Raw genomic sequence first — 15931 nt, forward strand, 5'->3', positions numbered from 1 at the left:
GCAAGTTTATAAAATTCTCAGATTTTTAAGATGTTTTTTATTACTAATAATTGTATACGATGTTTGCTAATTCTATATTACTAACAGTGCACGATGTCTTGCTTATTTTGTGTTACCGATGTTGTGCTTATTCTCAATTAAGAATTAGAGAAATTGAAAAACGAAAGATTCGTTCAAAAAATTAGTTATAAATTTGTGCTAAAAATTCTAACGTTTTATTAATTAAATGATAAAAACGACTACGCATAAAAACAATTATTCATTATTAATTTTTAATTATCCATTACTATGACAACTGCGTCCATAGTTCAACGTGTTTGGAATTACTGCAACACTTTAAGAGATGACGGTGTAAGTTACGGAGATTATGTAGAACAGCTTACATATCTTCTCTTGCTTAAAATGGCAAGAGAAAAGAAACGGATCGATTTAAAAAATTCACTTACGATGAAATATTTGCAAGAGACAAAACCAATCTCGATATATTCTGGTTGAAGGATGATAGTCTTGGTGATATGGATAACCTTCCAGATCCAGATGTATTAGCGCTTGAAATTGTTGAAAACCTGGAAGCTGGATAGTTAGCCGAGGAAGTGATGTTGTAGTTTCAGAATCAGAAATATTAAAGAGGAATATAATCAAGATTACTTGAGGTGGGTGTTAAAAAAACATTTGAGTTTATACTTGACATCAATGAAGAATTATTTCTTGATATGAACAACAATTTTTACTGATACAAATCTATAAACTCAATTAACTTATAAATTGAAAAAATAAGTCGACATCCATAAAAACACACTATACCCTTTGGGGTATAAAAACATCTTGTTTGCCATATTTATACCCGAAAAGGTATAATTGCAAAATATTAGTTGAATTTATACCCGAAAAGGTATAAATTATCAATAAAACAAATTGATTCACATGTCAAAGAATTATATAGCAGAATTTATAAAGGAAAAAAGGCGGACGTTGCATCTGACTCAGATAGAACTTGCTGATAGAGCCGGTGTAGGTCTTCGGTTCATACGAGATTTAGAACAAGGTAAAAAAACACTACGATTGGATAAAATAAATCAAGTGCTTAATCTTTTTGGAACTGAACTTGGTCCTGTAAGAAAAGCAATGGAGGAAACCAGTGAGTAAGATAGGAAAAGTGTTTCTCCATGACGAATTTGCAGGCAAAATTATAGAAGATGAAAATGGTTTTAGCTTTTACTATGATTCCGATTATTTAAATAATGAAAATGCGAAACCAATAAGTCTCACAATGCCTCTTACTGAAAAAACATATAAGAGCAATACAATGTTACCATTTTTTGATGGGTTAATTCCAGAGGGTTGGCTTTTGGATATTGTTAATGAGAATTGGAAAATTGATTCAAAAGATAGAATGAGTCTTCTGTTGCAAGTATGCAGAGATTGTATCGGCGCTGTTAGTATAGTTCCTCACGAAGAATCAAAATAAAAAGTATTCATTATGATTCAGAAATTGAAATGTCTTTATTGCTATGAACCGATAATTAATGGAACAGGTGAATTCCATCCAAAGTGCGTCAAAAGATTTTTCAAATTAAAAGTACCACCAGAAGTTAATTTCGGAATACGTGAAGTTGGTAAATTAGCACTCATTGTTTTGGATAAAAGCATATCAGTAACAGGAGTTCAACCAAAAGTTTCTCTAGATGTTGAAACTGATAGTAAAAACAAAAATCAAAAAAGGTTAACCGTGGTTGGACTATGGGGAAAGTATATTCTAAAGCCTCCTTATGAACGATTCCCAATGATGCCGGAGATAGAAGACCTAACAATGCATCTTGCTGAATTGGTGGGAATTAATACTGCAAGTCATTCTTTAATAAGATTAAAATCAGGTGAGCTATCATATATTTCTCAAAGGTTTGACAGAATTGAAAATGGAAAACTACCTCTTGAAGATATGGCGCAATTAACTGGCGTGTTAACAGATAGAAAATATAAAGGTTCAATGGAGAAAGTCGGTAAAGCGATTGAAAGATATTCTACATATAGTGGAAATGATTTGCTAAGATTCTTTGAAATAACTCTGTTCTCATTTATAACCGGTAACGCTGATATGCATCTAAAAAATTTTTCTTTATTGACAAATAAAGAAGGGGAAGTCCAGTTTTCACCAGCTTATGATCTATTGGCAACTAAGCTATTGCTTCCAGAAGATCAAGAAGAGATGGCGTTAACATTAAATGGCAAAAAGAATAAACTTAAGAAAGAAGATTTTGATCAGTTTGCATTTACTCTAAACATTAATAAAGTTGCATTGAATAATTTATATAAAAAATTTAATAGGTCGGTACCAAACTTATTGGATTTTATTGACAAAAGTTTTTTAACAGATGAGTACAGAGAAAAATATAAAAATCTAATCATTGAAAGGATGCAAAGACTTGAGAGAGTTTAATTCAGTCAAGTTTTGTATAGCTTCAAGAAATATAAATAAGAAGGACAGTTAATGTAATACTTGAATCGGGTAAATTAATAAAGAATGCTACTAATATTATTATAAGAAATTTCGGGGAGTTTTTAATTAAAAAGTTTGCACAATTTTTATTTTTTCTACTTCAGTTTCTACTTCAGTCAATTTTCTTTAAAAAACAAAAGCCTTGTAAAATCAACATTTACAAGGCTTTTTCGTGAGCGCGGCTGGGCTCGAACCAGCGACCCTCTGCTTAAAAGGCAGATGCTCTACCCCTGAGCTACGCGCCCGACAACCTTCTTATGAATGAAAATTTTATGTGTTTTCTTCACATTTTTGAAACTAAATATAATATTATTTAACTAATTAACCAAAACACTTACCCGAACTTCCGTTTCTAAACAGTGAACTGTTTTAGAGAAAATTAAAACTTATCTTAAATTTTCAAGCAAATATTTTGTTTAATATTTTTTGTATATTTAGGTGAAAATTAAGCGCTACAATGAAGAAAAATTCCAAAATATTAATCTCCGATGATGACGAAACTTTATGCTATTTGCTAAAAGAAGAACTGATAAACGAAGGCTTTAATGTTGATGCCGTTTATGATGGGAAATATGCAATTGAAAATCTAAGAAATAAAAACTACGACCTCCTTCTTCTTGATCTTCAGATGAAAGAAATTGCGGGTGAAGAAGTTTTAAAATTTGCTAATGAAAATTTTCCACTGCTACCAGTAATTATACTAACAGCAAAATCCGAAGTACGAAGTGCAATTGATTGCATTAAAATGGGCGCCTACGATTTTGTTTCTAAACCGTATGAATTTGATGAGCTGTTGATAACCATTTCGAGAGCTCTAGAACACAAGGACCTGATTGTTAAAAACACAATTCTCTCTACTAAGTTCGATCAAAAGGTAGCTGGCAAAATCATCGGTCAGAGCAAACAAATGCAGCATCTGATGAACCTGGCTATTCGTTCTGCAAAATCCGATTCTAATATTCTGCTTGAAGGAGAAACCGGCACAGGTAAAGAATTGCTTGCAGAATTTATTCATCGCCACTCCGAAAGAAGCGAGAAACCCTTTGTAGTTATTAATTGCGCTTCGCTTCCAGATCAATTAATTGAAAGCGAATTATTCGGACACGAAAAAGGTGCTTTTACAGATGCCAAAACTCCCAAACAGGGATTGGTTGAAATGGCTGATGGTGGGACCCTGTTTCTTGATGAAATTGGAGAAATGAGCTTGACCCTTCAACCAAAAATATTAAGATTTTTGGAGAATGGAGAGTACCGGAGAGTTGGTGGGGTTACTAATTTGAATTCTAATGTGAGAGTTATTGGCGCAACAAATAAAAACCTGTTAGAAGAAGCAGAAATAAAATTGTTCCGGAGAGATCTTCTTTTTAGACTGAATGTTATTACACTTACCGTACCTCCGCTAAGGGAACGCGGAGAAGATATTTCTCTTTTAGCGGAACATTTTCTTAAAGTAAAAACCTCCATTCGCGATCCTAAAAAATTATCTGATTTAGCTGAAAAGGCGTTGCTTCAATACAAATTTCCGGGCAACGTTAGGGAGCTTGAGCATATTATTGAAAGAGCTATAATTTTTGCAGATGGAAATTTAATTCAACCGGACGATCTGAATCTGCCAAGTTCTTATCGTAGTTTATCTATATCAAATGATTCTACAGATGGACCCATTCTTTCGATGGAAGAAATGGAAAAAATTCATATTAAAAAGGCACTTGGCGCCAATGATTGGAATAGAGAAGATACTGCCCGCGCGCTTGGAATAAGTCAAAAAACTCTTTACTCAAAAATCCTAAAGTTTAATTTACGCCCTAATGAGTAAACAAAGTTCACTTGCAAATATTTCTGTTTTCATAGAAGCGCTTAACGCTTTTTCAAAGAATATTACTACTCCGTTTGCCTTTGCAGATAGCCAGAAGAAAATTATTTTTTATAACCTTGCGTTTAAAATATTGTTTAATGGAAAAAGAATAAAAGGTAAGAAAGTTGGGTCACTATTTACAATTGATGAATTAACCTTAGATTCACAAAAACCTAAAAATAAATCCATTGCAACTAAAGACATAAGTGGAGAAAATGATTTTTTAATCAGTCCTTTTTTTAGTCACGAAAATAAAATCGGTTATTCCATTTCAGGTTCTTCACACTCAATTGTTCCTAATGATTCTAATAAGAATACTGCGCAAAATAAAATTTTTCTGTTTCAAAAAGAATGGGAAAACATAATTTCCCTTCTAATCAAAGAAAAATCCCTTGATGACTTAACCATTGAAATATTAATGCGCTGTGTAAATTTATCCGAAAGTTCTTTCGGCATAACTATTATTAACGATGATAATGCCAGACACCAAATGGAATTTAAATTATATGATGACGATAAATGCGTTAAAAATAGTGCGGGTCTTCTTCTGGAACTAACTTCTAACTTTAGTTACTTAACGGAATGGTTTAAAATAAACAAAAAGTCAATGGTTGTTAGCCGGGGAGAAAACAACATTATCGGCTATAGTATTTTTCGGGAAACAAACGTTGAAAGCATTGTAATTCTACCTTGTTTTATAGAAAAGAAAATTTTGGCTGTTCTTATTTTTGCAAAAGCAAAAACAAATTACTCCACTTTTGAAATTAATTACCTTGAGCAATTAGCTGCATTGTTTGCTTTTGCAATTAATTCTACAGTTACACAAAAGTTAAATACCGCATTGGAAAGCAAATTGATTCAATCCCAAAAATTGGAAACAATAGGTAAGCTTGCCAGTGGAATTGCACACGATTTTAATAATTTGCTATCGAGTATTTTTGGAAGTGTAAATCTCCTAAAGAAAAAACTAACGAATCACGAAGAATTATTCTATCTTTTGGAAAACATAGAAAACTGCTCTGTGCGGGCAACTGACCTTACAAAGGGTTTACTTAATTATGGTAAACCAACCTCTAGACGTAAAACTCTGATAAAACCAACCGATATATTAAAAGAACTTTTAAGATCGGTTAACCAAACTTTCCCCAGAAATATTTCAATTGAAAAAAAAATAAGCCCAAATCTTTTTGAAATTATGGGTAACTCAACAGAAATATACCAGGTGCTGTTAAATCTTTGCATCAATGCCAAAGAAGCCATTATAGGAACAGGTACAATTACTTTAGAAGCAAACAATTTTAGCGTTGATAAAAAGAACCAATTTGAGTTTCCGCTTCTTGAAAAGAGGAATTATGTTTGTATTTCGGTTGCAGATACTGGCGAAGGTATTAACGAGGAAAATTTATCTAAAATATTTGATCCTTACTTTTCTACGAAGAAGAAGGACACGGGCTCCGGGCTTGGTTTATATGTTACTTATGGCATAGTAAAAGCACACAATGGACACATTGATGTTTCAAGTAGTTTAAACAAAGGTACACGCTTTAATATTTTCCTTCCGGCTTTTGAAATGCTAAGAAAAGAAGAAAAAGTTAAAACAGAAAAAATAATTCTTCTTGCTGATGATGAAATTATGTTAAGAGATTTGCTTGCAGAATTACTGGAATCATATGACTATCAGGTTATTTGTGTACAGAACGGTGCAGAAGTTTTAAAAGTTTTAACTGAAGAAATTAAAGTTGATTTACTAATTATTGATTACAACATGCCAGAAATGGATGGGATTACTTGCATTAACAAAATAAAAACTCTGGATTTGAAAGTACCAATTATCTTATCCACCGGAAGCTCATCGGCAAAAGTTGATTTGGAAATTGAAAAATTAGAAGTGGATTCTATACTAACAAAGCCATATGAATTCGAGCAAATGCTGGAAATCGTTCAAAAATTAATCTGACTTTTCAATTTCCTTCTTATCTAAATCCACCATTTGAATATTATTAACATATGGAGAAAAGTTTGGATTTCTTATTGCCCTAAATTTTTCCAAAACATTATTTATATCCCGCGCAGCAGTTTCTATAAACTCAATTCGTTTTTTAACAGCCTCACGATTTATATCCTCTTTACCAATCTCTCTTCTAATTGCAGCAGTGCAAAGATTTATTAAAGTTAGTGGTTGTTTAATTTCGTGGTTGGCGGTAACAACAGTAGCTGCAAATGTATTTATCTTCTCCATCTCAATCAGAAGCTTTGTGGTTTCTCTTAGCTTAAGTGCGGAGTTAATACGTGCAAGCAATTCAATTTTATTTACGGGTTTACGAATGTAATCGAAAGCACCAGCCTGTAAACCCTCCTTGGTTCCTTCTGCTTCGGCTTTGCCAGTTACAAGAATAACGGGAATATCTTTAGTGCTTTGTGTATTTACTAATGTACGGCAAACTTCAAGCCCATCAATACCAGGCATCATAATATCAAGTAATACTAAATCGGGATTATCATTAAAAGCCCGCTGCATACCGGTCTTGCCATCATAAGCAGTTATAACTTCAAATCCCTCACGCTCCAATCTGTCTTTCAACAGGAAGACACTGTCAGGATGATCATCTATGACTAATATTTTTTTCATTTCTTTTTACTATTCTTTTTCCATAATCAAACTTAAACAAAATTTGGCGGACTATAAGACCCCGTATTCTTAACAACTAAAATACATCTAACATCTAGAATTTTAACAATAAATTTTCAAGAATCCAGATGAACCATCAAACCCGATCTGTGAAAAAGAAGCTTGCCTATTTTATTTGCCAGGTCTACTGAATTAACCGGTTTGAGAATCAGATCATCAAAACCATTACGCATTACAATTTCTTTATCACCAAGCATTGCTTTAGCTGTAAGTGCAAAAACCGGAATACTTTTATAATTCAAATCGGAACGAATTCTTTTTATAGTTTCAAAGCCATCCATCAAGGGCATCATAATATCAAGAAGAATCAAACCAGGTTTAATTGCGCTTAATGCCGATAAACATTCTAAGCCATTTTTTGCAAACGCTATATCGCAACCGGTTTCTTTAACAATTTCACCCACCGTAAATAATGTGTCAGCATCATCGTCAACAATTAATATTAAATTTTTCTTTTTATCTAAAGCTGGTTTTAAACTTGCTCTATCGCTATTACTAAAATCAGGTTGCGATTCTATCCATATAGCAGATGTATCTACATCTGGCAGTCCTTCTTCAAGATGTAATCTATCCCTAATTACTTTTAATACATCAAGCGGATAATTTTTAGCGCTGGTAACAGTTTTCTTAACGCCATAACTCAATCTTATAACATCCTCCTTAGTAAGTTGATCTGATACACTTACACTTACAGGAATGGCTCTAAGAAGAGGGGATTCTTTAATTGAATAAAGCAAATTGAATCCATCGGAAGAAGGAGATGTAAGATTTATTACAATGTAATCGGGGTGCAGTTGTGCAAGAGAACTTTCAGACTTAAAATCGCTGGGCAGAAAATTAAGTTTAATATTTTTGCCAACCATCTGATTTTTTAATTCGCGAGTTTCAAAACTATCGTCATCAACTATAACAACTTTTTCTATTTTTCTGCTGGATAAGTTTTCATACTTTGTAATTGAGCTTAGAATTTTTTCCTGCAAAAGCGGCTTTTGAAAATACTCGAATACATTAAAACCATAACCGATTTTTGCTTCTTCAAGTATGGCATAAGTAATTATTGGTATTTGCTCGGTTAGTTTATTGGAGATTAATTGATTGAGAATAGCCCAACTGTTTTCTTTTTGATTTAAGAGATTTAATACAATTGCATATGGTCGTTTGTTGGTACAATGTTCAGCTGCTTTTTCGCCGGAATCCGCAAACATGATTTCATATTTCTTAGATGATAAATACTCACCAATAAATGATCGATTCTCTTTTATATCATCAATTATCAGGATAGTTCCGCTATATTTTTCTTCAAATAAGTTAAGGTTAGTTTCTAGCTTTTTTATTGCAACTAATTTTATGGGAATTGTAAGTTTAAAGATAGAACCTTTCCCTACCTCACTTTCGCAAACAAGTTCGCCCTCAAGAATCTCTGCAAATTTTTTACAGATTGCCAATCCTAAACCAGTACCATTATACTTTCTTGTAGAAGAGCCGTCAATCTGTCTGAATTCTTCAAAAATTACCTGAAGGTTTTCCTGGGAAATACCAATTCCGGAATCTATTACTTCAAATTGAATTTTATCTTCGTTCAACAGTTTACTCTTTAAAACTATAATTCCCTTATCGGAAAATTTCACGGAATTACTTAATAAATTCAAAAGGATCTGCGAGATTTTTTTTCGGTCAGCGTTTAGAACAATGCTGGTGTTCAGCTCGTTGTGAATTACGAAATTCAAAGCCTTGTTGCGTGTAAGAGGAATGATCTGGGATTCAACTTCATCAATTAAATCTTTAAAGCAAAAATCTTCCGGTTCAATCTGCATCTTGCCGGCTTCAATTTTAGAAAAACTTAGAATATCATTTATTAGATTAATTAATCGGTTGCCATTCCTCAAAATTACCACAAGCTTTTCTCTATTTGCAGAAGACAAGCTTTTATCGTTTAAAATTAATTCACTTAAACCAAGTATTGAATTAAGTGGTGTCTTTAATTCGTGGGACATATTAGCAAGGAATTGAGATTTTAATACGGAAGACTCAATGGCTTTCTCCTTTTGAATATTCAATTCTTCTGCTTTTTCACTTAACTGTTTGTGCAGCTCTACAAGTTTTTGATTTTGCTCAGAAATTTGTTCGTTCTGTTTCTGATATTCTTCATTAAGCTTTTTAAGCTCGTTCACAAAATTTTCTAATTGATGGAATGCTGATGAATTACTTAACCCAACTGCAAGCTGCTCTTTAATATTTTCCAGATACTCCTTAACATTATCTTTAGGATTGGAAATAGAGGCTAATTCCAGTATTGCTATTACCTTCCGGTTATATAAGATTGGGAAAATCAAAATATATTTTATGTCTAAAGAAAGTAAGCCGGAACTAAGCTTTGGTAAGTTTTCGTCAAACCGAAATTCAACCGTTTCACCTTTTTCTATAGCGCGCTGGTAAAGGTCAATATTATCTTCATCCTTAATTAATTCCTTTTGTACACCGTAACTTGAAATCGTTTTAACTTTTCTATCAACTACCAAAGAAAGACGACCTGCGGAAAACTCTATTGACTTTATAATTTTTGTTAATGCCGCATCGGATACTTCTACAAGTGTTGGATTTTGGTTTATAAGAGTAATAAACTCAGAATATTCATTTAAAGCATTCTCCTTTCTTTCTAACTCATCAAGCATATTATTGAAGGCATTACTCAACTTGCCAAGCTCGTCTTTAGATTTAATATTCACTCTTCGTTTAATATCTCCACTTCTTATTTTCTCTGCTGTTTCACTAAGCTGCCCAATTTGTTTTCTTAACTTTCCAGTAAACAACATAACAAGAATAAGAGACAAGGCAACACCCGGAAGACCAATTATTATTAACAGGGAATTAATATTCGATCTTAACTCGGCTGCTTCCGGCAGTTTGGAAAAAACAAGAAACTTTATATTTGAGTTGGCTAAATAAAAATCATTTGAAAGATAAGATACCGCATAAAAATCCGCACCTTCCAGCTCTTCTTTTGTTATTTCAAAATTGGTTTTGTTATTCAATTCCCTTGATGCATTGATGATATTTACATAGTATTTTTCGTTTTCTGTTTGATTAGAAACTTCCAACGGAATATTATTCAAAACAATAGCAACTTCTGCCCTAATCCGCTTGGATAAATTATCAAGGAATTCTTTAGAGATTGATTTGCCATAGATAATTTTTTGCCCGCCACCCAAATTAAAACTTTTTATTATAGAATTAGGATTTTTGCTTATGAAGTTTGCAAGTGATGAAAATTTGGAATCGAAAATGATGGTTGATTTTACGAAATAATAATCGGGGATAATTTCGTCATCACCATTCTGCTTGAACAGAAAATCAATTTTTTTATCATCCAAATCAACTGGTTTTTGAAAGTTAGAAACTGTTTTTAGGCGAAGAAACTCTTCGTCCATTTCTTGAATGGAGGATTGAAAATCGAAGACGAAATCGTTAGCAGAATTTAACAGGGTTTTAGAATGCTGTAACGATATTAACTTTTTAGTTAATGAATAAAAAACTAAAGTTGAGCTTGCAAAGATTAAAACTACTATTACAAAATTAATTAGTAATATGCGAAAGCTAATCTTCATGTTCTTTTTCTTTTTGGAGGACCTTCCTGATCGTAATTAATAGCTCATCGAGATCATACGGTTTACTAATAAAATCATTTGCCCCCATTTTAGCAGAATCGATTGCGCTTTTTACATCTGCATATGCTGTAAGCACAATTACTTTAACGCTCAGGTTCATTTTCTTTAACATTTGCAATACGTAAAAACCATCCTTGCCTGGCATTTTAAGATCAAGCAGAATCAAATCCACCTGCTTGTTTGAAAGCAACTGTTTCAAAGCATCGTCAGCATTATAAACAGAGCTTGCGGCATAGCCTACTTCTGTAAGCTCGTCTCTTAAAACAGTGCAAAGATTTACGTCATCATCAACAATAAGAATTGATTCCATTTTATTTCCTATTTATCGTTTTCATTTGGCGATAGACTCGATTTGTATAATTTTATTTTCGCCTTATGGCTTTCTATTTCGTCTTGAATTCTATCTTTATCCTTTGAAGTATAATTGATTCTATCCTTTAACATAGGAAGCAGTTCCACTGAAATCAAAATGACAACTTCTTTTTTGGTAACCGTTATTTTATCGCTGCCAGTTAAATATCTAATACCAAGCACCCACCAGGGAAGATCTTTTAAGAATGGAATGCCGGTTCTTTCAATTTGCTCATCGTTAATGTATAAACCACCAATAATTGTTTCCTCATTATTTAGCATAAGTACTTGCGTGGTGGCATTTGTTCTTTTTATTTCAGTAGAAATTTCTGAGGGAACAGCCGAACTTCTATCAACCATCAGTTCAAGTAATACATAATCGATTCCATCCTGGTTATAAATATGTGGAGTTACTTCAATGATTGAACCAGTTGAATAAAATTTATCTATCACGTTACCGGAAAAGTCCCTGGTTTTTATAGAGAAGTCGGAACCAATTTGTATTCTTCCTTTGGTACCATTTCTAACTGCAACGGAAGGGCTGGCTATAATTTCCCCAAGGTTTTCGGTTTCAAACGCCTTGAACATTGCAGTTGCATCACCAACATAATCGCCAACGTTAAATTTAGAAGTTCCGGAAAGATTAAAATCTACTTGTTGCTGCGCTTGCCCCGTGCCTTGAGTTTGGCTTCCGGAAATAAAAGAACGCATGTCTCCGCCAAAACTATAATCCTTATTTGAAAGGAGGAAAGTCCAGTTTACACCAAGCTGGCGCATTTTACCAACATCTGCTTCAAAGAAAACACAGGATATTTTAACTTCGCGAGTATTAATATCGGCATAAGTAGCATCCGCTTTCTTTTCTTCTGTTGTGGCTTCCTTTCTCTTAATCACTATTACATCTTCACCTTCATCGGTAGTGTAACCACTGTATTGAACAATGATAGCCAGGGCTTTTCTATAAGCCATCTTTTCAATCTGCACACCAATAGGTTTATCGGATGAAACTGTAGAGACTATTTTTTTGCCGGCAGTCTTTTCACTTATCTTATTCAAGATTACAATTGCCTGGTCGAACGAAAGATTTTCTGAAAGCGTTACCAATTCATCGGGATTGGTATACTGGCTTAAAGTTTTTTCCAGTTCTTTTTGAGCATATATTGGTATTGCTGCTGCTATTATTACCAGAAAGATAATTAGCTTTTTCATTTTATTTTCTCTTCTGAATTTCTTCTTTTTGTAATTCCAAATTTACTTTCTCTATTATTCCACCTTTGTTCAAAATAAATGTTACGCTGTTCTTTTCGTAATCAATCTTTGTTAAGTAGCCCAAATAAACCTGGTCTCCTTCCCAAAGCATAAAAGTATTTCCTTTTGCATCTGCAATAAAAGCTCCATCGGGTACCAATGCAAGAAGTTTAGAACCATTTAATTCAAGCAGTCCCTCTGTGTTTGGCGGCATTTCATTTCTAATTAGCGGGTAGAAAATATCATAAACTTGTCCGGGTATTAATCTGTTTTCCCTAAAATTTGCTGTAGTAAATCTATCGTCGCCGGAGTAATAAACATTAACAATAAAGTTGAAGTTAACGAGGTAGTGCGGCATACCATCTGAATCAAAAAAAGTGTTTGTTGTTAAATTTCCGGTTTGTATTTTTTTCAATTCTTTACTTTGTTCAATTGCATAAAACAACTTGTAAATATCATTAAACTCGCCCGCACCAGACAATTTGAAAGTAAAGTAATTAAAATTCTTTTCTTTCTTAGTCTCCACAAATTCAATATCTACATGTGTTTGATCTGAGAAGCTGTAACTTACACCGTTAACAAAATTGTAAAAAGCTGATTGTAGTAATTGCTGTGGTATGTTAAACTTTCTTTTAGAAATAATTGAATCTAAAACTACCGCCTGTTCTTCAACATCTTTTAAGCGGGTTTTTAATTCTTCTGTGTTGTAGCCGCTTTTTTTAAGCTGTTCAAGTTCTTTAGTGTATTTGGTAATTTTTCCTTTTTGATAAACATAGCTGAATAATCCGCCGGCTAAAACTATTAGCACAAAAATTCCAACTAATCCTAAAGTATTTTTTACTTTGCGGCTCATTTTTTACCGCCGGATAAATTTAACAAGTCAAATGAAAGTTCAAATTTGTAAGCTTTACTTGTTCTTAATGGTTCGTATCTAATATTCTTTAATAAAGATGTATTATATGAATCTGCAAATTCTGTAAGCACACTTCTGGATAATCCAAAACCGGAAACAGCAACTGTTTTATTTTGATCAACACCAATGGAATTTATCCACATGCTTTTTCTCGATCCAATAAATCGAGCCATATTCTCAGTCATCTTTCCCCAAACTTCTGCACCGGCGCTGGCGGAATCGAGGATGATCTTGGTTGCATCAAAACTTACAATTCTGTTTTCAAAGTAATTTATTTGACCAAGGATTTTCTGGTTTTGCCGTTGTATTTCCTTAAGTTCATTTACCTGCCGGGTAAGAATATTAATCTGTTTGTTGTTAGTTAGAATGTGATAAGTAAAGAATAAAGCAACAGCAAACAGTATTGGCAATAATATATAGCTATGCCATCCAAACTGGAAAAATTTCTGCTCTTCTTTAACATATCTTGGCAATAAGTTAATACCATGATATGCTTTATTAAGTTCATCGATGTATTCATATGCCGTTGCAATAGGAACACTGAAAGAAGATATTTTACTTTTTTGTGCTTCATCTAATAAAGAGATGTCAAGATCATCAAACTCCAGGCGGCTAACGTTTGCTTCCGGAAATGTTCCATAGAAAGAGAGAATTAAATTTTCTGAATCATCTTCACCACAAAGAACAACGTTATCCAATCGAGGGATTCCACCGTTTTCCATCTCGAGAAGTATCTTTGAAAAATACACATCATAGGTATGAAGATTTATTGTACCAACATCCAGAGTGGTTCCGATGTGTTTAAGTTTCCTTCCATGTAAGAAGATAAGTTTGCTGTACTCTTTACCAATATAAACGATCAGGGAGTAATCATCCGGGAAAAACTTTTTCTTTTTTGCTACATAATAAGTAAGAGTTATTTCTGCACTCTTAACAGAAGGAATTTTATAATATCTCCTGTTATTATGCTGGGCGAGTGAATTGACAAGATTAATACATTGAATCTCACCATCAACAAAAACACTTAAAAGGGAACCACCATCTAACTCTGTAAAGCCGATGTTATCCCTTGGCACAAGCACGTTTTTAGATTTTTGAATCTCATCAATTATAGAATCTTGCAGCCTGGAAAGATTTGAGTCTTTTGGTCCTTCATAAACATGATAGTGAATTGCCGGTTCTGTAATTGCAGGAATGAAATCGCACTTTGTTAATTTAATATCTGACAAAGCAGAGTTAAGTAAGCCTTCGTTAGATATGTTTATTGAACCATCAGTGGCTTTATCCATATCCATTAACGAGATGTCGTTCGATTCAAAATTTAAATTTGCAACTGCATCTGCCTGCATTGCTTTAGGATGGAAAACATCAAAATCTGCTGTGCGAAGTAATTGGTACCGGTCCCTTTCTTTGGTAATTACGGCAACCTTAACATCGCTTCCTTCGCAATATATACAAACTAATGGTTTCATTTAATTACACCGCAGAAAGAATTTGTTGAATTCTTGTTTTACTATTGGCGTACGACATCGCATTTTCCAGAGAAATCTTTTTAGCCATATATAAACGTTTCAGATCCTGTTCCATTGTCATCATTCCCTGCTGCCCGCCTTGATTTATCATCATATAAATTTCGCCGGTGTTATTGTTTTTTATTGCTGCACGAACACTGGAATTTACCACTAAAACTTCTTTTGCCAAAATTCTTTTTCCATCAAGACTTGGTATTAATTTCTGCGAAACTACACACACAAGTACATCGGCAAGCCGGTTCCTAACACGTTCTTGTTCAGAAGGATGAACTTCTGCAATTATTCTGTCGATAGATTCCACCGCTGAAGAAGTATGCAAAGTTGAAAAAACTTTATGTCCAGTATCTGTAACTTCTAAAGCTGCCATAATTGTTTCCGGGTCTCTCATTTCACCAATAATAATAATGTCCGGATCCTGGCGGAGTGATTGTATAACACCTTCCTTAAATGAAAGCACATCGCGTCCAACTTCTCTGTGCCTTATAATGCAGGTTCTTGATTTATGAACAAACTCGATTGGTGCTGCAATAATAACAACATGTGCAGGATCGCTATCGTTATGCCAATCCACAATAGCATCCAGTGTAGTCGATTTACCAGAGCCGGTTATTCCGGTAATTAAAGTTAATCCCTGTTTAACAAATGTGTGGCTTAAAACTTTTAATACATTTGGATTAAATCCAAGTGCATCGATTGAGCGTAAGTTGGAGGAGATTGACCTCATATTTAGTGCAAGCCGGTCAAGATCAAAATAGGCATCGGCTCTAAATCTTACATCTTCATTTCTTCTTGTATATCTAAATGTATAAGAAAAATCCAGGTTTCTTGTAACGGTTAAATATCTTCTTTGGTTTTCATTCAACAAATTCAGGATTAATATTCCGGCTTCATCACCAGTAAAAGTTGAAAACTCATCAATTGGTATTTTTTTACCAAATACTCTTAACCAAACATTACCATTTGTACCGTAACCACCAAGTTCTATATCGGAAGCATCGCGTTCAATCATTCCAGTCAACAATTTATTCATCATATTTAAAAGAATCATTTTTTCATTGTCAGATAACTTATTCATATTCTCGATAAGAAAATTTATTCTATCCGGACCAAAGATTGTTGCAGGAATTTTTTCTGCAAAAGCTTTTAAAATATTTTTTGCTTCATCAACCATTTAACTCTTT

General features: G+C 33.5%; 13 protein-coding genes and 1 tRNA gene. 6 read left to right on the forward strand and 8 right to left on the reverse strand.

What is annotated here, in order from left to right:
* Window positions 1-288: 288 nt before the first annotated feature.
* The 4 genes from NTX22_07625 (at window position 289) to NTX22_07640 (ending at window position 2437) form a co-directional block, all read left to right on the forward strand.
* Window positions 289-495: a type I restriction-modification system subunit M N-terminal domain-containing protein gene (locus NTX22_07625; protein MCX6150372.1), complete on the forward strand. Its 207-nt coding sequence runs from the start codon at window positions 289-291 to the stop codon at window positions 493-495.
* A gap of 429 nt (window positions 496-924) precedes the next feature.
* Window positions 925-1146 (forward strand): helix-turn-helix transcriptional regulator, encoded by a 222-nt coding sequence (locus tag NTX22_07630; protein ID MCX6150373.1) that lies wholly within the window; start codon window positions 925-927, stop codon window positions 1144-1146.
* Window positions 1139-1468, forward strand: coding sequence for a HipA N-terminal domain-containing protein (locus NTX22_07635; GenBank protein ID MCX6150374.1), 330 nt, complete (start codon window positions 1139-1141; stop codon window positions 1466-1468). Before NTX22_07630 ends, NTX22_07635 begins: the two co-directional genes overlap by 8 nt.
* A gap of 12 nt (window positions 1469-1480) precedes the next feature.
* Complete coding sequence (locus tag NTX22_07640; protein MCX6150375.1) at window positions 1481-2437, forward strand: HipA domain-containing protein; 957 nt, start codon at window positions 1481-1483, stop codon at window positions 2435-2437.
* Window positions 2438-2670: 233 nt separating this feature from the next.
* Here the strand turns inward: NTX22_07640 and NTX22_07645 are convergent.
* Window positions 2671-2742: transfer RNA gene (locus NTX22_07645), tRNA-Lys, on the reverse strand.
* A 212-nt stretch (window positions 2743-2954) separates the two neighbouring features.
* On the opposite strand from NTX22_07645, the gene NTX22_07650 reads away from it, so the two are divergent.
* Together NTX22_07650 and NTX22_07655 are read left to right on the forward strand one after the other, a co-directional pair.
* Window positions 2955-4313, forward strand: coding sequence for a sigma-54 dependent transcriptional regulator (locus NTX22_07650; protein ID MCX6150376.1), 1359 nt, complete (start codon window positions 2955-2957; stop codon window positions 4311-4313).
* Entirely contained in the window at window positions 4306-6309 is a 2004-nt protein-coding gene (locus tag NTX22_07655; GenBank protein ID MCX6150377.1) for a response regulator, read from the forward strand. The genes NTX22_07650 and NTX22_07655 overlap by 8 nt, the downstream gene beginning before the upstream one ends.
* On the opposite strand, the gene NTX22_07660 is transcribed toward NTX22_07655, so the two are convergent.
* The 7 genes from NTX22_07660 to NTX22_07690 form a co-directional block, all read right to left on the reverse strand.
* Window positions 6301-6981, reverse strand: coding sequence for a response regulator (locus tag NTX22_07660; protein MCX6150378.1), 681 nt, complete (start codon window positions 6979-6981; stop codon window positions 6301-6303). The two genes, NTX22_07655 and NTX22_07660, sit on opposite strands and share 9 nt — an antisense overlap.
* Before the next feature lie 116 nt (window positions 6982-7097).
* The gene (locus NTX22_07665) at window positions 7098-10646 is read right to left on the reverse strand and encodes a response regulator (GenBank protein MCX6150379.1); all 3549 of its coding nucleotides are present in this window, start codon (window positions 10644-10646) and stop codon (window positions 7098-7100) included.
* Complete coding sequence (locus NTX22_07670; protein ID MCX6150380.1) at window positions 10636-11016, reverse strand: response regulator; 381 nt, start codon at window positions 11014-11016, stop codon at window positions 10636-10638. The genes NTX22_07665 and NTX22_07670 overlap by 11 nt, the downstream gene beginning before the upstream one ends.
* Window positions 11017-11024: 8 nt before the next feature.
* A complete protein-coding gene (locus tag NTX22_07675) occupies window positions 11025-12266 on the reverse strand; it encodes a hypothetical protein (GenBank protein ID MCX6150381.1) in 1242 nt (413 codons plus the stop codon).
* Window position 12267: 1 nt separating this feature from the next.
* Window positions 12268-13158, reverse strand: a complete 891-nt coding sequence (locus NTX22_07680) for a hypothetical protein (GenBank protein MCX6150382.1) — start codon at window positions 13156-13158, stop codon at window positions 12268-12270.
* Window positions 13155-14690, reverse strand: a complete 1536-nt coding sequence (locus NTX22_07685; GenBank protein MCX6150383.1) for a hypothetical protein — start codon at window positions 14688-14690, stop codon at window positions 13155-13157. Before NTX22_07685 ends, NTX22_07680 begins: the two co-directional genes overlap by 4 nt.
* A gap of 4 nt (window positions 14691-14694) precedes the next feature.
* Window positions 14695-15921, reverse strand: coding sequence for a PilT/PilU family type 4a pilus ATPase (locus NTX22_07690; GenBank protein MCX6150384.1), 1227 nt, complete (start codon window positions 15919-15921; stop codon window positions 14695-14697).
* Window positions 15922-15931: the final 10 nt, after the last annotated feature.

It is taken from the genome of Ignavibacteriales bacterium (genome assembly GCA_026390815.1).
Lineage (GTDB): Bacteria > Bacteroidota > Ignavibacteria > Ignavibacteriales > SURF-24 > JAPLFH01.